Source organism: Streptomyces filamentosus (assembly GCF_014654895.1).
In the GTDB taxonomy this organism is placed as follows: domain Bacteria; phylum Actinomycetota; class Actinomycetes; order Streptomycetales; family Streptomycetaceae; genus Streptomyces; species Streptomyces filamentosus.
This window is the reverse complement of record NZ_BNBE01000002.1, coordinates 289,533-306,795: the sequence shown is the minus strand read 5'-3', so window position 1 is coordinate 306,795 and position 17,263 is coordinate 289,533. Positions and strand designations below refer to the sequence as shown.

Annotated in this window: 18 protein-coding genes and 2 pseudogenes; 13 read left to right on the top strand and 7 right to left on the bottom strand. The window is 74.0% G+C overall.

Annotation, left to right across the window (positions count from 1 at the left end):
• Nucleotides 1–996, bottom strand: a complete 996-nt coding sequence (locus IE326_RS20435) for a DMT family transporter (RefSeq protein WP_190042529.1) — start codon at nucleotides 994–996, stop codon at nucleotides 1–3.
• Between the two features lie 321 nt (nucleotides 997–1,317).
• On the opposite strand from IE326_RS20435, the pseudogene IE326_RS20430 reads away from it, so the two are divergent.
• The 7 genes and pseudogenes from IE326_RS20430 to IE326_RS20400 form a co-directional block, all read left to right on the top strand.
• Nucleotides 1,318–1,485 (top strand): annotated as a pseudogene (locus IE326_RS20430) (helix-turn-helix domain-containing protein); the annotation flags it as partial.
• A 225-nt stretch (nucleotides 1,486–1,710) separates the two neighbouring features.
• A complete protein-coding gene (gene cseB, locus IE326_RS20425; protein ID WP_150226246.1) occupies nucleotides 1,711–2,418 on the top strand; it encodes a two-component system response regulator CseB in 708 nt (235 codons plus the stop codon).
• Between the two features lie 105 nt (nucleotides 2,419–2,523).
• Nucleotides 2,524–3,786 (top strand): sensor histidine kinase, encoded by a 1,263-nt coding sequence (locus IE326_RS20420; protein ID WP_373310279.1) that lies wholly within the window; start codon nucleotides 2,524–2,526, stop codon nucleotides 3,784–3,786.
• A 131-nt stretch (nucleotides 3,787–3,917) separates the two neighbouring features.
• Nucleotides 3,918–4,886, top strand: a complete 969-nt coding sequence (locus tag IE326_RS20415; protein WP_190042526.1) for a D-alanyl-D-alanine carboxypeptidase family protein — start codon at nucleotides 3,918–3,920, stop codon at nucleotides 4,884–4,886.
• Between the two features lie 162 nt (nucleotides 4,887–5,048).
• Nucleotides 5,049–6,047, top strand: coding sequence for an endonuclease/exonuclease/phosphatase family protein (locus tag IE326_RS20410; protein ID WP_190043434.1), 999 nt, complete (start codon nucleotides 5,049–5,051; stop codon nucleotides 6,045–6,047).
• A 77-nt stretch (nucleotides 6,048–6,124) separates the two neighbouring features.
• Nucleotides 6,125–6,502 carry a PadR family transcriptional regulator gene (locus IE326_RS20405; protein WP_190042525.1) on the top strand — a complete coding sequence of 126 codons (378 nt, stop codon included), beginning with the start codon at nucleotides 6,125–6,127 and terminating at the stop codon, nucleotides 6,500–6,502.
• Complete coding sequence (locus IE326_RS20400) at nucleotides 6,499–7,101, top strand: HAAS signaling domain-containing protein (protein ID WP_190042524.1); 603 nt, start codon at nucleotides 6,499–6,501, stop codon at nucleotides 7,099–7,101. Before IE326_RS20405 ends, IE326_RS20400 begins: the two co-directional genes overlap by 4 nt.
• Nucleotides 7,102–7,297: 196 nt before the next feature.
• On the opposite strand, the gene IE326_RS20395 is transcribed toward IE326_RS20400, so the two are convergent.
• Nucleotides 7,298–7,846, bottom strand: a complete 549-nt coding sequence (locus IE326_RS20395; RefSeq protein WP_308440329.1) for a universal stress protein — start codon at nucleotides 7,844–7,846, stop codon at nucleotides 7,298–7,300.
• 263 nt (nucleotides 7,847–8,109) lie between these two features.
• On the opposite strand from IE326_RS20395, the gene IE326_RS20390 reads away from it, so the two are divergent.
• From IE326_RS20390 to IE326_RS20375, 4 genes are all read left to right on the top strand, one after another.
• Nucleotides 8,110–9,408: a metal-dependent hydrolase family protein gene (locus IE326_RS20390; RefSeq protein WP_211821649.1), complete on the top strand. Its 1,299-nt coding sequence runs from the start codon at nucleotides 8,110–8,112 to the stop codon at nucleotides 9,406–9,408.
• A 288-nt stretch (nucleotides 9,409–9,696) separates the two neighbouring features.
• Entirely contained in the window at nucleotides 9,697–10,005 is a 309-nt protein-coding gene (locus IE326_RS20385) for a DUF6247 family protein (RefSeq protein WP_190042523.1), read from the top strand.
• Nucleotides 10,002–10,271: an NUDIX hydrolase gene (locus IE326_RS20380; protein WP_190042522.1), complete on the top strand. Its 270-nt coding sequence runs from the start codon at nucleotides 10,002–10,004 to the stop codon at nucleotides 10,269–10,271. Before IE326_RS20385 ends, IE326_RS20380 begins: the two co-directional genes overlap by 4 nt.
• Nucleotides 10,272–10,587: 316 nt before the next feature.
• A complete protein-coding gene (locus tag IE326_RS20375) occupies nucleotides 10,588–10,794 on the top strand; it encodes a hypothetical protein (protein ID WP_190042521.1) in 207 nt (68 codons plus the stop codon).
• A 99-nt stretch (nucleotides 10,795–10,893) separates the two neighbouring features.
• Here IE326_RS20375 and IE326_RS20370 read toward each other — a convergent pair whose 3' ends face one another.
• The 4 genes from IE326_RS20370 to IE326_RS20355 form a co-directional block, all read right to left on the bottom strand.
• Nucleotides 10,894–11,361, bottom strand: coding sequence for a hypothetical protein (locus IE326_RS20370; protein ID WP_170313746.1), 468 nt, complete (start codon nucleotides 11,359–11,361; stop codon nucleotides 10,894–10,896).
• A gap of 155 nt (nucleotides 11,362–11,516) precedes the next feature.
• Nucleotides 11,517–12,155, bottom strand: coding sequence for a hypothetical protein (locus IE326_RS20365; protein WP_190042520.1), 639 nt, complete (start codon nucleotides 12,153–12,155; stop codon nucleotides 11,517–11,519).
• A 170-nt stretch (nucleotides 12,156–12,325) separates the two neighbouring features.
• Complete coding sequence (locus IE326_RS20360; RefSeq protein WP_190042519.1) at nucleotides 12,326–13,963, bottom strand: HEAT repeat domain-containing protein; 1,638 nt, start codon at nucleotides 13,961–13,963, stop codon at nucleotides 12,326–12,328.
• Between the two features lie 151 nt (nucleotides 13,964–14,114).
• Entirely contained in the window at nucleotides 14,115–14,657 is a 543-nt protein-coding gene (locus IE326_RS20355) for a hypothetical protein (RefSeq protein WP_150226237.1), read from the bottom strand.
• A gap of 236 nt (nucleotides 14,658–14,893) precedes the next feature.
• Between IE326_RS20355 and IE326_RS20350 the strand changes: the two genes are divergently transcribed.
• Together IE326_RS20350 and IE326_RS41880 are read left to right on the top strand one after the other, a co-directional pair.
• A complete protein-coding gene (locus tag IE326_RS20350; protein ID WP_190042518.1) occupies nucleotides 14,894–15,937 on the top strand; it encodes a winged helix-turn-helix domain-containing protein in 1,044 nt (347 codons plus the stop codon).
• Between the two features lie 65 nt (nucleotides 15,938–16,002).
• A pseudogene (locus IE326_RS41880) lies at nucleotides 16,003–16,365 on the top strand (FtsX-like permease family protein); the annotation flags it as partial.
• Between the two features lie 102 nt (nucleotides 16,366–16,467).
• Here the strand turns inward: IE326_RS41880 and IE326_RS20345 are convergent.
• On the bottom strand, nucleotides 16,468–17,241 hold the full coding sequence (locus tag IE326_RS20345) for an aldo/keto reductase (protein WP_190042517.1): 774 nt from the start codon (nucleotides 17,239–17,241) through the stop codon (nucleotides 16,468–16,470).
• Between the last annotated feature and the right edge of the window lie 22 nt (nucleotides 17,242–17,263).

Here is a 17,263-nt window from a genome sequence, read left to right as displayed (position 1 = left end):
CTACTCCTTGATCGGGGCAGGGGCAGGGGCAGGGGCGTAGCCGGAGCCGGAGACGGGTTCCGCGATGCGGTGCGGGCCGGGGCGGGCGTTCTCGCCCTGCGCGGTCTCGGGCCGGTCGGCCGTCGGGCGGCCGGGGGCCCGCCGGTTGATCATGATCACTCCCGCGACGCTGACCGCTCCGCCCGCCAGTTCGATCAGGTGGGGCACCTCGCCCAGCCAGAGGAAGGAGATCAGCAGGGTCACCGGCGCGACCAGGTACAGGGCGGCGGTGGAAGCGGCGAGTGGCAGTCGGGCCACGGCGTACGCCCAGATGACGAAGCCGAGCGCGGAGGGAAGCAGACCCAGGTAGACCGCGGAGAGCAAGGCGTCGGCCGGCGCCCGCAGGGCGGCGTGCCAGGCGGCGGGGGCCAGCGGCAGAGCGAGGACCGTGCCGGCGACCATCGCGTAGGTGGCGACCTCCAGGCCGGTGTAGCGACGGAGGAGGGGCTTGGTGGCGACGTGGTACACCCCTTGGGCCACGGCGGCGGCCAGGACGACGAGCGCGGAGGGGGTGAACCCGCCGACGCCCTCGGCCATGCTGACGACGGCCGCGCCGGCGAGCGCGACGACACTGCCGAGGACGATGCCGCGGCTCAGCCGCTCCTTGAGGACCAGGCTTCCCAGCAGCACGCTGAAGGCGGGGACGATCGCGATCAACAGGCTGGCCGTACCGGCCGCCACCTCGACCTCGCCCCAGTTCAGCAGGAGCTGGTAGGCGGTGATGCCCGTCGCCCCGCACAGGGCGATCAGGGGAAGATCGCCCCGCCGGGGCATGCGGACCTTCGCGAACGGTGCCACCAGGAGCAGGGCGACGGCCGCGATCGCGATGCGGGAGAACGACAGGGCCTGGACCCCCAGACCGTCGACCCCGACCCGGATGGCGGGAAAAGCCGAGGCCCACAGGATCACGGTGCCGGTCAGGGCGAGGGAGCTGGAGGAAGTGAGGCGTGGCTGCATGGGTCCACCATCCCCGCCAGGAATGGAAAGTTCCATTTAGTCTTTCGGAGGGGAATCGTTAGTCATGCTTATGCGGTGGCCCGGGAGCGCTGCGCCCGCCCTCCCCGTTCTCGGTGACACCTCAGGATCCCTCGATGGAGTTCCCCACGAGGACGGCGCGCGCCGACCCTCACGCTTCCGGGAGCCCGAGGAAGAACGTGCCGGGCGGCCGAGGACGTCGGAGAGGACGCGGAGCTGCTCGGTCCGGTGGGGGAGGGGCCGGCGAGGTCGTAGGCACGGCTGTCGTGACCGTCCTCCAGGGGGCGTGGGCGGCGACGGCGGCGATGCCGCGCTCGTCGATTGCGCACCACCGGCGCCCCGCTCCACTCGGTCGCCGCCCGCGTCGGCTACGCCTCCGAGTACGCCTTCGCCCACGCCTTCAAGCACGAGTTCGGCACCCCGCCCGGCCGCTGCCGCCGCGAGGAACGCCGGGCCCCGCGGCCGGCGTAGCCGCACCGTCCGCGACCCGGCCGGGGACGTCAGCCCTCGTGCCGGGACGTGTCACCGCGGACGCTCGGCTGTGCCTCCGGCACCGCACAGCCGTGTATCAACCGTGCATCACCGCTGGTCAGGCGGACGGCTCGGCGGATGGCGCAGGGCCGTGGGGTGCGTGGAGAACCGTGGGAGGAGGCATGATGGGGGCCGCCGACCACCCCGCCCGCCTGATGGATGCGCATGTCTGAAGCCACTCCCGTGATGATCCTGCTCGTCGAGGACGACGAGGTGATCCGCAGATCCGTCGCGATCGCCCTGGAACGCTACGGCTACGGCGTGACCGTCGCCGGTGACGGGCTGACGGGGCTCGAACTCTTCAGGGAGGGCCGTCACGACCTCCTGCTGCTCGACGTGATGCTGCCCGGCCTGGACGGCATCGGGCTGTGCCGCCGCATCAGGGAGTCGAGCACGGACCCGATCCTGATGATGTCCGCGCGCGGCGACGCCCTGGACGTGGTTTCCGGCCTGGAGGCCGGAGCGGACGATTACGTGGTCAAGCCCGTCGACACCGCGGTCCTGGTGGCCCGGATCCGCTCGCTGCTGCGCCGGGCCACGTTCGCCTCCCCGGTCCGGGACGGAGCGGCCGGGCGGGACGAGGCGGACGGCCGACTGGTCTTCGGGGACCTGACGATCGACCCCGCGGCCCTGGAGGTGACCAGGAACGGCCGCGAGCTCACCCTGACGCCGACCGAACTGCGGCTGCTGCTGGAGTTCGCGGCCCATCCCGGGATCGTGCTGGACCGCCAGGCCCTGCTGCGCGAGGTCTGGGACTACGGCTGGGACGGCGACACGAGGGTCGTCGACCTGTGTGTGCAGAGGCTGCGGAAGAAGATCGGCGCCGACCGCGTCGAGACGGTCCGCGGCTTCGGCTACAAGCTGCGGCGCTGAAGGGGGTCACGGACCATGACGGCCGCCCGCTCGCCGCAGAACCTCCGCTCGCCGCTGAATCCCCGCTCGTGGCCGAGCCCCCGTTCGCTGCTGAATCCCCGCTCGATGCGCTGGAAGACCGTCTTCCTGGTGGCCGTGGCGTGTTCCTCGATGGCGTTCACCATCGGCCTGCTCGTGCACGACTCGACCCTCGACCGGTCGATGAACGACGGCGCGGCCAAGGCCCGCGGCAGCCTGGACCGTGCCCTGCACGACGCCCGCACCACGGGCCAGGAGCCGCCCCTCGCCACCCCCGGCGAACTCCCGGACGCCCTGCTGCGGCAGCTCGACCAGCACGGCGAGGGCACCCTCTACGAGAACGGTCCCCCCGCCCCCGTCTACTGGGCGGCCCTGAAGGAAGGCGGGAAGCTGTACGCGGTCGAGGTCGACATGACCACCGACCTGCTCACCCGCCAGGCGCTCGACCGGCACCTGTGGAAGTACTCCCTGCTGACCCTGGCCGTCGTCGTCCCGGTCACGGCCCTGGCCACCGCACTCCCCGCCCGGCGGCTCCGCAGGGTCGCCCGCACGGCCCGCAGCATCACGGCCGGCGACCTGAACGCACGTACGGGCATGGGAGGGAGCGGCGGCGACGAGATCACCGAGATCGCCGCCACCGTCGACTCGATGGCCGACAGCCTGCAACGGCGCATCGCGGACGAGCAGCGCTTCACCGCCGACGTCGCGCACGAACTGCGCACCCCGCTGATGGGCCTGCTCACCTCGGCCGGTCTGCTCCCCGAGGGGGAGGTCACCGATCTGGTGCGGGACCGTGTCCAGGTCCTGCGCGACCTGGTCGAGGACCTCCTGGAGATCTCCCGCCTCGACGGGGGCGCCGAGCAGCCGCTGCCGAGGCTTGTGGACCTCGTCGAGTTCGTCGAGGAGTCGGTGGCCAGGACCGGCTTCACCGCCCGGGTGACCACCCGGGGCACGCCGCCGGCGGCCTGGACCGATCCCCGGCGCCTGGACCGCATCGTCGCCAACCTCGTGGCCAACGCCCACCGCCACGGCGCCGGCCCGGTGGAGATCACCCTCTCCGGCACCACGATCACCGTCCGGGACCGCGGCCCCGGCTTCCCGGAGGACCTCCTCGCCCACGGCCCCCGCCGCTTCCGCACGGGCGCCGCCGAACGGGGCCGCGGGCACGGCCTGGGCCTCACGATCGCGCGGGGCCAGGCGCAGGTGATCGGAGCGGAGCTGGACTTCACGAACCATCCCGAGGACGGAGGGGCGGTGGCGGTACTACGTCTTCCCGAGACGGCCCAGGACGCTCCCGAGGACCACCAGGGGCCGGAGGGCCCCGATCCGGTGGCGGCGGTTCAGGCCTAGGCACCGGCCGATACACGGCTGATGCCTTTCCGAGCCTCCGCGGAGCGGTCGCGGCGGACGGCCCGACAAGCCGCCCCCGCAGCCTTGCAGGCGTACCCCGACCCGCACGGCAATCCCCGGAGGTGGCCTCCATGCCCCTTTCCCCCGCTCGTCGTCACCACGTCGCAGGCGGCGCGCTGGCCCTGCTCGTCCTGTGCGGCACGGCCGTCACGGCCGCCACGGCGGGGAGCGGGGCCGACCCCTCGTCCGCGTCCGCCGCACGGGCACCGGGCTCCGACCGGGGGCCGGTCCTCGACGGAAGCACGATCCTGTGGCCCGAGGACGGGCAGAGCGCGGTCGAGCTGGTGGGCGCCGGAGCCCCGGAGGCACGAGGCGAGCAGCGGCCGGTTCCGATCGCGAGCCTGACGAAGGTGATGACCGCCCACGTCATCCTCAGGGAACATCCGCTGCGGCCGGGCGAGCCGGGCCCGCAGATCGAGGCGGACCCGCAGGCCGCCCACGAGGTGGCGGTCGGAGGCGAGTCGACCGTCCCGCTCCAGGCCGGCCGGACGTACTCCCAGCGCCAGCTCCTCGAACTGACGCTGATCCCCTCGGGGAACAACGCCGCCCGTCTGCTGGCCCGCTGGGACTCCGGCAGCCAGGACGCCTTCGTGGAGAAGATGCGGCGCGAGGCCGCCCGGCTGGGGATGGACCGGTCGACCTACACGGGAGCCAGCGGGATCGAGACCACGACCGCCAGCACGGCCGTGGACCAGCTGAAACTGGCCAGGGAGGCGATGAAGGACCCCGTCCTCCGCGAGATCGTGGCCAGCCGGAGCGTCACCGTGCCCGGCATCGGCCCGGTCACCAATACCAACTCCCTGCTGGACACCCCCGGAGTCGTCGGCCTCAAGACCGGCTCCAGCACCCCGGCGGGCGGCAACCTCCTGTGGGCCTGCGAGGTCCGTACCGGTGGCACCACCCGTCTGCTCCTGGGCGCCGTCCTGCACCAGCGGGCGGGCACCACGCCCGGCGAGGGGATCCACGAGGCCCTGGAGAGCAGCCGCCGGCTCGTCACCGACCTCCGCGACCGGCTGTCCTCCGCACGGACGGGGAGCTGAACCACGATGACGACCCCACGAATGGCGTCCGGGGCCCCTGCCCGGGACGGCGAGCACGGCGAGGCGTCGGACGACACGACGGCGACGACGGCGATGAGGGCGACGACGGGGACGGGGGTGACGACGGAGGCGGAGGTCGGAAGCCCGCCGCAAGGCCGAGGGATGCGACTGCGGCAGCCACGCCGGTCACAGCAGGCCCAGGAGGCCGAGCAGGTGCCACAGCGGCCGCAGCAGACAAAGCGATCGCGGCGCAAGGGCACGATCACCACGGCCTGCGCCGTCCTCCTCGCGCTGATCGTCGCGGGCCACCGCTGGATACCCGACGGTCCGGGCCACGTGGGCAGCCTGGCCGAGACCCTGCTGCCCTGGACCGCGCTCGCCCTTCCCGTGCTGCTCGTGGCAGCGCTGCTGCGCCGGTCGCGGACGGCGACGGCGGCTCTGCTGCTCCCGGTCACCGTCTGGCTCGCGGTCTTCGGCGGCCGGCTCGCGGACAAGTCCTCGCCCGGCGGGGACCTCACCGTCGTCAGCCACAACGTCCGGCAGGAGAACCCGGACCCGCGCGGCACCGCACAGAGCCTCATCGCCTCCCGGGCGGACGTCCTGGCGCTCCAGGAGCTGAGCCCCGACACGGCGCCCGCGTACGAGCGGGCCCTCGCGGCCGCGTATCCGTACCACTTCTACCAGGGCACGGTGGGCCTGTGGAGCCGGTACCCCGTGCGCGGCGCGCGTCCCCTGCCGATCATGCCGTGGACCCGGGCCCTGCGGGCGACGGTGGACACCCCCGCAGGCCCGCTCGCCGTCTACGTCGCCCACCTCCCCTCCGTACGCGTCACCCCCTCCGGGTTCACCATCGGCGCGCGCGACGAGGCCCTCGGCCGCCTGGCCGCGTACCTCCGGGCCGAACGCGTCCAGCGCGTGGTCCTGACGGGCGACCTGAACGGCTCCGCCGACGATCGCGCGCTGCGCCCGCTGACCCGTCACATGGAATCGGCCCAGGAGACGGCCGGCGAGGGCTTCGGCCTCACCTGGCCGTCGCGCTTCCCCGTCGTCCGGATCGACCAGATCCTCCTGAAGGGCGTGAAGGCCACCTCGGCCTGGACCCTCCCCGCGACGACGAGCGACCACCTTCCCGTCGCCGCCCGCGTCGGCCTCGCGCCCTGACGCCGTTCCGCCCTCCGCCCGCACCAAAACGGAGCCCATGGTTCCTTACCCTTGGACCACCAGGTACCTTGTATCGCATGACACCTGGTGAGGCGGCGGCCAAGCACGCCCGGGCGGCCGTACAGCTGCGCAAGGGCGTGCTGGAGTACTGCGTGCTCGCCCTGATGCGGGACCGCTCCCGCTACGGGGTGGAGCTCGTCCACGCCCTGGAGGAATCCGGCGTTCTGGCCACCAGCCAGGGCACGGTCTACCCGCTGCTCTCCCGGCTCCGCCGCGACGACCTGGTCACCACCACCTGGCAGGAGTCCTCCTCGGGGCCGCCCCGCCGCTACTACGCGCTCACCGAAGGCGGCCGGGCGGCACTCGACGAGTTCACCCGCGTCTGGCCCGCCTTCCGCAACACCGTCGACGCCTTCCTCGCGCCCGCGCCCGCCCCCACCGGAGACCCCGCATGAAGACCCCCGCCGATCCCGTACGCGACTACCTCTCGGCCGTCGAACGCGAGGCGTCCGCGCTCCCCGCCGACCGCCGCCAGGAACTCCTCGCCGACCTCGCCGAGCACATCGAGGTGACCCGGGCCGAGCACCCCGAAGCCGGCCCCGGAGAGGTCCTGGCGCGGCTGGGGGATCCCCGCACCATCGCGGGGACGGCCCTGGCCGAGGCGGGAACCGGAACCGCCGGCGCGGCCTGGGACCGGCCCCGGGCCGCCGCCCCCGCCCGACGGGCCAAGGTGCACCCCTCGGTCCCGCTCCTCCTGATCACGCTCCCGTTCCTCCTCGCGACCGTCGTCCCCGACGCCCCCGCCCTCCAGCTCTGCGTCGGGACGCTCCGCATCATCGGCGCGGTGTTCCTCTGCACCTCGGTCTTCTGGACCCCGGTCCAGAAGGTCGTCGGCGTGCTGCTCGCCATTGCCCTGCCGGCCACCGCCAACATCGTCTGGGAGGTGACCACCGTCGCCCCGGCGGGCGACGAGCCGGCCCTCGTCGCCAACCTCGCGACGCTCGCCCTCCTGGCCGCCACGTCCACCTGGCTCTGGCGAAGCCGCCGCGCCTGAACCCGCCCGCGCAAGACGTCGGCCCCTCCCGGAGAACGCCTTCCGGGAGGGGCCGCCGTGTTTCCCGGTGAGGTCGGAAGGCGCGGACCCGGTCCTGGGAGTCGGCGTCGCCCGGGGTCTGGGCGGTGACGGACGCCGTCCTGCCGAACCGGTCGACCGCCCCGTACTCCTCACTCCTTCCGCGCGTCGGTCCCGGTCAGCCCTCGCGGGCGGGCGCCGTTCCCTTCTCGCGCTCGGGCTCGTCACTCCGGATCACCACGACGGGGCAGGGGGCGTGCTGTGCGCAGCGCCGGCTCACCGAACCCAGGAGGGCGCCTTCGAAGGTGCCGAGGCCCCGGCTGCCGACCACGAGCAGGTCGGCTCCCTCTGAGAGGTCCAGGAGCGCGTTCGCCGGATCACGTGCCAGGACCTTCGGGACGACCGTCACCCCGCCGTCCGGGCCGACCGCCCTGTCGATGCCGGCGTCCAGCACCTTCGCGGCGCCCTCGAAGGGGTCGAAGCGGACCGCCTCGTGCAGGGTGCGCGGCACTTCGACGGCCAGCACCACCTCGAGCCGCGCGCCCGTCAGACGCGCTTGGCGCACCGCCCACGCCAGTGCCTTGTCCGCGTGCGGTGAACCGTCGACGCCGACGACGATCCTGGGCGGGGCGTCCTCTTCGGGGCGGGGCATGTCGACCTCCCGGTGGCCGGTCACGTACACGTCCTTCCACCCTCGCTCCGCCTCCGGCCCGACGGGCAGGGCCACAGGTCCCTCCCGTGGGGCCCGGGTGGCAGGGGTGGCTGTGCGGGCTTCCCGCCCCCGGCCGGACGGCACGACGGCGAGTTCCCCAGGAGCGGGGGACCGCCGTGGCACGATCGCCTCACCGCCGTCCCGGATCCCGGATCCCGGATCCCGGATCCCGGATCCCGGATCCAGAATCCTGGATTCTGGATCCCTGATTTTGGATCCCGCCTTTTGTCCTCCAGCCCCTGCCACCCCCCGCCCCCCTCGGACCCTGAAGGACCGCTGTGTCTCCCCTCCCCGTCGTGCTGCACAACGCCCGGATCGTCGACGGCACCGGCGCCCCGCCGGTCCCCGACGGGGTCCTGGTGATCGAGGGGCCCACCATCCGATGGTGCGGTCCCGCCGGCGAGGCCCCCGACGACCCCGACCTGCGCCGTGCGACCCGAGTGGACCTCGGAGGGCGGACCGTCTGCCCGGGGTTCATCGACGCGCACGTGCACTTCGCCCTGCCGGGTCCGGTGGAGAGCCCGTTGGCGGGCGCGGGCGAACCCGTCAGCTACCGGACGCTGAAGGTGCTCGAACGGCTCCGCGTCACCTTGCACAACGGGGTGACCACGGCACGCGACCTCATGGGACTCGACGCGGGCTTCCGGCGGGCCGTGGCCGAACGGCGCGTCGCGGGGCCGCGGCTCCTCGTCGCGGTGAGCATGCTGAGCCAGACCGCGGGCCACGCCGACTTCCGCCTCCCGAGCGGCATCGACGCCCTCGCCTCCGCCGTCGCCTTCCCCGGCAGTCCTCCCGGCATCGTGGACACCGTCGACGACCTCCGCACCCGCGTGCGCGAACTCGTCGCCGCCGGCGCCGACTGCGTCAAACTCGCCGCCAGCGGAGGGGTCACCTCCCCGCACGACCAGCCCGAATGGCTCGGACTGCGGCCCGAGATGATCCGCGCGGCGGTCGAGGAGGCCGAGGCGTACGGGGGCCTTCCCGTCGCGGTCCACGCGATCGGGGAACCCGGCATCGCCGCGGCCGTCCGCGCCGGCGTCCGCAGCATCGAGCACGGTTACGCCCTCACCGACGAACTGCGGGCGGAGATGGCCGAACGCGGCCAGTTCCTCGTCCCCACCCTCCTGGAGACCATGCACGACCCCGACCCGTCCACCGTGCCCGCGGCCGTGCGCGCCAAGGCCGTGCACTGGCACCGGGTCGCCCAGGAGTCCGTGGCCCGCTCCGTGCAGGCCGGGATCCGTATCGCCATGGGGACCGACGCGGGCCTGATCGCCTCCCACGGCCAGAACCTCAAGGAACTGGGACTCCTCGTCCGCATCGGCGGCATGACCCCGCTCCAGGCCGTCCGGGCGGCCACCTCCGACGCCGCCGACCTGTGCGGCGTGGGCGACACCACCGGCAGCCTGACCGCAGGCAAGGCCGCCGACCTCGTCGTCTGCGGCACGGACCCCCTGGACGACATCGACTCCCTCGCCGATCCCGCCCACGTGCACGCCGTCCTCAAGGAAGGCCGCGTCGCCATCGACCGCGCCGGCGTCCTCACCGCCGCCGGCCTGCCCGACCTGATCCCGTAGAAGCACGGAACGGAAGGGAACAGAAGGGAGCAGGCGGAAACGGGCAAGAACAGAGGGGCGAGAACGACGTGGCTTCAGACGGCGAGTGGTGGCTCGTTCGGGTTCCTCTCCCTCCCGGGCTCGTGGAGCGGCGCGCCGCGTCGGGCGGCATACGCGACGCTCATGGCGCGGTAGGGCGCAGGGGGAGGGCGTCGCCCCTTCTCTGAGGGGCGGTTCTCCGGAAGGCGGCTCACCGGGGGCCTCGTCTGCGCGTACGGTGGCGTCACCACGTCCCTCCTGGAGGTGCCGATGAGCGCGCAGCCCGACCACACCCCCGCCCCTCTCCACGCCCCCGCGCCCGGGGCGCCGGCCGAACTCCTCGCCCGGCTCCGCTCCAGCGACCGCGCGGAGCGATGGGTACCGGCCTTCGAACGGGAATGGGCGGCTGCGCTGGAGGAGTCCCGCCGTACGTTCTCCCTCGCCGGACTGTACGAGGTCGTCCGGGACTGGCAGGGCCGCCTCGCCCACGCGTCGGCGGTCGACGCGTTCATCGCCTCCGGATACGACGACGGCGACGCGATCGACATGACGGAGCTCAGGGGAAGGCGCCGCCGATGACCGGCGCGCCCTACGCGGTCCGCATCTCCTCGCAGGCCGCCAAGATCCTCGACACCCTCCCCGACCACGTCGAGGACACCGTGTGGGACGTCCTGGACGCCGCTGCGGCCGACCCGTGGGGCTTTCGCCCGTGGAACGCCGACGATCCCGAAGGCGAAGACGTACGGTACGCGTCCGTCGGCCAGTTGTCCCTCGCCTACTGGGTCAACCGCCCCCTGCGCCGGCTGACCGTCCTCGACATCGTCTGGCTCGGGCAGCAGCCGTAGGCAGACGCAGCGGAGTATCCAGGCCGGGACGCCGGCAGCCGTCGCCTGTTGTGACCCACAGCGGCTGCCCCCCCCCGTGAACGAGGGTCCGGCACTCGAAGCCCTACACCACTGCCCGCCGGGACGGTGGCCGGAGCGTCCGATACGACTCGACTGTTGTCCGGACCGCCCCGGACGGCATCCGGGGGCGTCACCAGACAGCGGCGTCGCCGACCCCGTACTCGGCTGCGCGATTCCGATCGCCCTGGCGATAGCGGCCGCCGGAATCTGGCTGCTGAGCGTCAGTTGGGGCCCGGCCGCCTCGGAAGGGCGAGCCATGTGCGGCAGCCGGGAAACGGAAGAGGGCCAGGTCTGCCTCCGTGGAGTCGGCGATGACGCCGTCCGGTCCGATGCCGATGAGGAGAAGAGGGGGGACGAGCTCGCCCGGCGGATATTCGGCTGGATCGGCACCGCCGTCGGAGGGGCCGTCTGGGTGGGCGGAGCCGCCATGCTGGTTGTGGTGATCAAGGATCGGAACGGCTGACTTCGGGAGGGGCCGCCTCCGGCCGGAAGTCGTCGGCGACCCCGCAGCGGTTGCCCCCCGCCTCGCTCCTGACGCGGGCGGGGCATCCGATGACGGAACTCAGCAGGCGTTGTAGGTGTTGGACTGCCAGATCGGGTAGCCCTTGAAGTCGTAGATGACGATGTTGCTGTCGTTCTGGATCGCCAGGAGGGAATTGGCGTGGCCCCAGGTGCGTGACGCCCAGACAGCGGTCGCGTAGTCGCTGCGGTAGAGCACGAAGTTGCCGTCGTCCTGGAACTTCGCGGTTATGGCGCCGGAGTTCCACGTGCCGGTGGACCAGACGGGCCGGCTGCTGACCGGAATTCCGTCCTGCCAGTCGACGCAGTAGAGCACGAGGTTGCCGTCTCGCTGCATGCTGAGCTTGGTCTTGCTCGTCACGTAGCAGTCGCCGCCGTTCATCCGGAATCCGCCGTTGTACCAGAGGGTGCTGCCGCCGTTCCAGAAGCAGTCCCCCGGCCCCATTCCGTAAGCCTGCGCCGGGGTCGCGGTGGCCGCCACTCCTGCGACGGAGAGTCCGAGGGTTGCCACGAGCGCCAGGATCTTGCGCTTCATCCGGGATCGCCTTTCGAGTCGTCAGGTGCCCGGTCACCCCGGGAACGTCGTTGATCATAAGGGCACATGATCGACGCGGGAGCGATTCGTGCGGGCTTCGCCCACACCCTCTGTGCCGGTCAAGCCCAGGCTCAGAAAGGCGTGTTGATCGCCCGCCGGTGATCCCGCCGCCGGACACGACGCCCGTCGCCGGCCGGCAGCAAGTGCCGAAGCCGCTTCCGCTCGGCATCGCTCGGATCACTCCGACCCCTGCCCACGTCGACGGCTTGGGAACGCCCGCCGTCACGTGGCCGACGCGACGGCCACCCGGCGGCCTGGAGAGGAGAACCCGGCGGATCCAGCTCGTCGAGGCCGTCGACGACGGGAACCACGAGACGCGTCCCCATCAACCGCCGCGCCGCCGCGCCGCCGCGCCGCCGCGCCGCCGCGCTGCCGACGCCGAACGCCGCCGTCAGGTGCTGGACCAGCCAGTCCTCCGGGTCCTGACCGGTCCACGAGGAGGCCGTCATGCGGAGGGCGACGGCCTGCCCGGGCTCCCTGTCCCGCGCGACGTCGAGCACCCACGACAGGGCGGCCAGGGAATTTCCGGTTCCGGCGTCGTCCGTGACCTCGGCCCCGGTGACGACCATGCGCGGTGGCGAAAGGCATCGGTGCAGCGCGGTCGGCTCGCTCGACCGGCCCCCGGCCGGCGCCCCTTCGACCGCCCCGTGGACGAGCACGGTGCAGGCGAGGCCGATGCGGCCGCCCGTGCTCCTGCCCAGCCACCGCACCTACTCGGCCTGCTCCCTTCGGAGAGGGCTCCGCACGCGGGGGCGGTGCCGCTGCGTGCGGCACCGATCGCACGTTCCCGGGCCCGCTGTCGGGTCCGCGGTCGAGGTGTTCGCACGCACGGGTTCGCGTGCGCGCGGCGGCCGAGCCTCGTGGGCGGGACGGATCCCGGTCACGCGCGGACGGCGTACGCCGCGGACAGCTCCGCGAGGCCCTCCAGGCCGCCGTCCTCGGTCGGGCCTCCGTCCAGGCAGGAGATCCAGAGCACCCGGGCCGGTACGCCGGCGGCGGCGTACGCGGCGAGCCGGTGATGGCCGTCGAGGACCACGCCGACGAGCCACCGCTCCTCGTCCCGGGCCTCCACGTACCGGTCGTCGACCCAGCCGAGGACCACGGCGGCCGGCCGTTCCCCCGCCGCGACGGCGGCCGCGTGCCGGGCGACGGTGGCCGGGTCGAGCGCCTCCGGCGGCTGGGAGGGCAACAGGGCTCCGTACGTGGCCGGCACCCGGGCGCCCGGGACGGGCGTGGGGAGCTGGAGGTGCGCGACGCCGGGCCAGGCGTCTTCGGGGCGGGCCTCCTCGGCGTAGGACTCGTCCTCCTCCGGCGGCCGGGCCGCGGCGCGGCGGTGCCACCACGAGCGAGCCGGATCCGTCACCCGCTCCAGGGGGAGGTCGAGCAGGAGGGCACGGTAGTGGCCGGTCGCCAGCTCGCCGAGCACGGGACTCCAGTCGGCCAGCAGCGCGGCGTCGAGCCGGTGCAGGTCGGCCAGCCGTCCGCGCATGCGGGCGGCGACGCGGCTCGCCTCGCCGTCCGGCCAGCCGAGGAGCGACAGGCCCAGCTCGCACGTGCCGCAGACCGAGCCGACCCGGTACAGCGGCTTGCCGTCGAACGTCAGGGACCGGTCCCAGCGCGGCCAGGAAGAGCCGGGTGCCGGCGGGTCGAAGTCGACCCGGATCCGGCCGGCACCCTCCTCGACGCGGAACCGGGCGCGGGTGCCGGAGTCCACGACGAGGTCGCGCACTCCCGGCCGGGCGGGCTCGGTGCGACCGTCGGCCCACGCGGCGCGCACGGCCGCCGCGTACGCGGCACCCCTCGCGCCCTCCGGCAGGAGCGGGTCGCGGCCGGTCAGCCGTACGAGCGCGTGGTGGACGTCGTGGACCCGCTCCTCGCGGCTCTCCGCCAGCCGGCGCAGCAGGTGCGGGACGGCGGCCCGGTCGCCCATGAGCTCCAGCGCCACGGCGAACGCGGCGCGGTCGAGTCCGGTCACCTCGAAGAGCCCTTCGGCGATCGGCACCGTCCACGCGCGGGCGCCGAGCCGGCCGAGCGCGAGTGCCGCCCTGCCGCGCGGAGCGGAGGGGTCGCCGAGCAGTGCTCCGAGGCGGGGCGCGAAGGACGGGTCGCCGGACAGGCCCAGGGCGTCGACGAGTTCCGGAGCGGGCGGGCCGTCGGCGTCGGGGGCGGTCCCGCCGGGCGCGGGGCTTAGCCGCGCGTAGGCGCGCAGCGCTTCCGCCGGCAACCGGAGGCCGCGGTCGACGGCCGCCCTCAGCACGTCCTGACGCTCGGCGGGCGCGAACGTCCGCTCGACGAACAAACGCTTCAGGAGCTCGTCGCCCGCCTCGCCGAGCCGCTTCAGGAACCAGGTGAGGTGGCGGCCGAAGGCGGCCCGGTCGGGGTCCGACCGGTACATCTCCTCGACCGCCCCGGCGAACGGGCCGGGCCGTCCGGTGTCCAGCGCGTACAACGCGGTCCACGGATCATCGGCGCACAGGGCGGCGCGCAGACGTGTCCGGACGGTGTCGTGATCCCCCATGCGGGCAGTATCGGCCATGAAGCGGCACGTCGGTGCGCAAGCGGACTTCGAACGCGCCGTGGGTGTCCGTCCGGACGGACACCCACGGCATACTGGCCCGGACCTCGCCCTCGGCCTCCGGATCAGCCGGGACGGAGGCGGATCGGACGGATCAGGGGCAGAGCCGGCCCGGGCGCGGCTGGCACTCGGGCTCTTCCGGGTCCCCGGGTCCGCCGGGACGGAAGTTGGACCACCACAGGGGGGTCGATCCGTAGTACACCACCATGTTCCCGGAGTTCTGGATGGCGAGGTGGGCGCCCGGGTGGGAGTGCGTCCGGCTGTTCCACACGGGGCGCATGCCGGCGTCGTAGACCACCAGGTTGCCGTCCGCCTGCATGTAGAGCTCGTTGCCGACGCCGTAGCTTCCGCGGGCGGTCCAGATCGCGGCGCCGTCGTGGTACAGCACGGCGTGGCCGTCGCCCTGCATCGCGAGCATGGTCCGGCCGTCGGGCGAGTACCAGGCCTGGCCCCGCGCCAGCACGCTGGTGCCCTGGATGACGGTGTCGCCGGGGGCCGCGGCCACCGCCGTGCCGGCCGCCGGGGGAGTCCCGGCGGGTGCGGCGGCGGCGGGGCCGGCCAGGAGGCCGACGGCCGCGAGGAGCGTGCCGGCGGCGACGGCGGTGCGTGCGGCGAGCGGGTGGCGCGGGAGTCTCATGACGGGTCTGCTCCTCGGGACGTCGGATGCTCGGGACCGGCCGTGGCGGCGGTTCGTACGGTGCGTCCCCCCGGACCCGCCGCCTCGGCCGGGCCCCAGTGTCGCCACGCCTCCATACGGAGGACAAGGCCCTTCGAACTCCCTCGAATCCGGACACGGGACGCGTGCCGTGCGGCGTCTCCCGGCCAGTTCCGCGACAGGCGGCCACGGCCCCGCACCAGGACCGTTAGCGTGCCGTGAGCTGGTCGTCCACCGTCGCCGTCCCTTCCGGAGAACAACCGGTGCTGCGTATCCACTTCACCGCGGAGGACCTCGTCCGCGTCCGCGTGGCCCGGGTCCCCGACCCGCTCGCCGAGACCGTCCTGAGCCTGCCCGTGCTCCAGGACGGCGGGCCGGGAGGCGTCGCGTTCGCGGGCTGGCGGGAGCGCACGCGCGGAGGCCTGCGGGCCGCCATGCGGCCGCTGTTCGAACTGGCCCCGGCCGGCGTCGGGGAGTACGTGCCGGAGGTCTTCGGACACGCCGCCACCGGCACCCTCGCGGACAGCCTCGACCACACCTGGTCCCTGCCGCGCCTCCAGTGGACGGCGGACCTCGACGCCGTCGTCAGGCAGCGCCCCCGCGCACCGCGCTGGATCCACGCGCTGCACCACGGCGACCCGGAGTGGGGCTCGGTCGTCCGCCGCGCCCTGTCGGCGTACCACGCCGTGGCCGTCGCCCCGTACTGGGCGCAGATCGCGGCTACGGCGCACACCGACCGTACGCGGCGCGCGCTGGCCCTGGCCGACACGGGCGTCGAGGGGCTCCTCGCCGGCCTGCACCCCGAGGTCCGCTGGACCGCGCCCGTCCTCCACGTCCCGTGCGAGGCCGACGCCGACCTGCCGCTGGCGGGGCGAGGGCTGCTGCTCGTCCCCACCTTCTTCTGGCCGAAGCCGCTCGCCCTCACCGACAACGCCGCCCCGGACCGCCCCCTGGTGCTGCGCTACCCCGTCGCCCGCGACCTCTCCGACTACGGCCAGGTCTGGGCGCCCTCCGCCCCGAGCCGCCCGGACGGAGCCCTCGGCGCCCTCCTCGGCAGCACCCGCGCCCGCGTGCTGCGCGCCGCCGAGGCGCCCGCGAGCACGGCGGAACTGAGCCGGCGCACAGGTACGTCCCCGGCCACCGCGAGCCACCACGCAACCGTGCTGCGCACGGCCGGCCTGCTGACGTCGGACCGGTACGGGAACGGGGTCCGCCACGTCCTGACGCCGCTGGGCCGCGCCCTGCTGAGCGACAACTCCTAGTCGAGGCGCCGGTCCGACACGGCTGGACCGGGTCGGACCCGTCACCGCGACATTCCTGCGACGTCGTGTGCACGGCCCTGGGCGAGGCCGTCGTCCTGCGCGACCGGGGCATCGACGCCGCCGCCGGCACCGCCTTCCCCGGCGCCCTGGCCGTGGCCGGCGTCGTCTTCCCCGGCATACGGGAGAGGGTCGCCGAACTCGCTGTCCTGAAGGCCACCGGCTGGTCCGACGCGGACCTCGTACGACTCGTCCTGCACGAAGGAGCGCAACCGGGTGCGCCGGGAGCGGCCCCGGGAGCCGCCACGGGCACGGCGACGGTCGCACGGCTCACCGGACCGCTCGACACCACCGTGGCCGTCACCGCCGCTGCGGCCGCGCTCGGCGGCGTCGTCCTCACCGCCGCAGCCGGCCTCGTCCCCGCCGTCGCCCTGCTCCGCCTGCCCGCAGTTCTCCCTGCTCGCCGAGGACCGAACCCACGAACCGCCGCACGACCTCCGGCGCGCCCCCGACGCGGACCGGCTCAACCCGTCTCAATCCGGCAGACGGCTTTCCAGCTCCGCCAACTCCTCCGGCTCCAGAGTGAGTTCCACGGCCCCGGCGGAGTCGGTGACGGAGGCGGGGCGGCTGGCTCCCGGGACCGGGATCACCGCGGGGGAGCGGGCGAGGAGCCATGCCAGGGCGACCTGCTGGGGGCTGACGCCGCGCGCGGCGGCGACGCGGTGGAAGGCCGTGCGAGGGAACGCGGGGTCGGGGGAGGCCGGGCCGGAGGGGCCGTCGAGGGAACTGCGGGAGATGCCGCCCAGCGGGCTCCAGGGCAGGAAGGCCAGACCCAGTCGCTCGCTCAGCCGCAGTTCGGGCTCGCTGTCGCGGACGGCGGGCGAGTACCGGTTCTGCACGGAGACCAGACCGTCGCCGAGGATCCGGTGCGCCTGGCGGATCTGGGCGGTGGTGACGTTGGAGATGCCGGCGGTACGGATCGTGCCGGCGTCGAGGAGGTCGCGCAGCGCGCCGACGGATTCCTCCCAGGGCACGGCCGGGTCCGGCTTGTGCAGCTGGTACAGGCCGATCGCGTCGACGCCCAGCCGCCTGGCGGAGGCCTCGGCGGCCTTCTTGAGGTGGGCGGGGGTGGCGTCGACGGTCCAGCCGCCGTCGCCGGTCCGGCCGCGGCCGCCCTTGGTGGCCACCAGGACCTGGGAGGTGTCACCGCCGTAACGGGTCAGGGCGCGGGCGACGAGCAGTTCGTTGTGTCCCGTCTCGCCGGCGTGCCAGTGGTAGCTGTCGGCGGTGTCGATGAGGGGGGCCATCCCCGCGGGTGCGGGGAGCAGT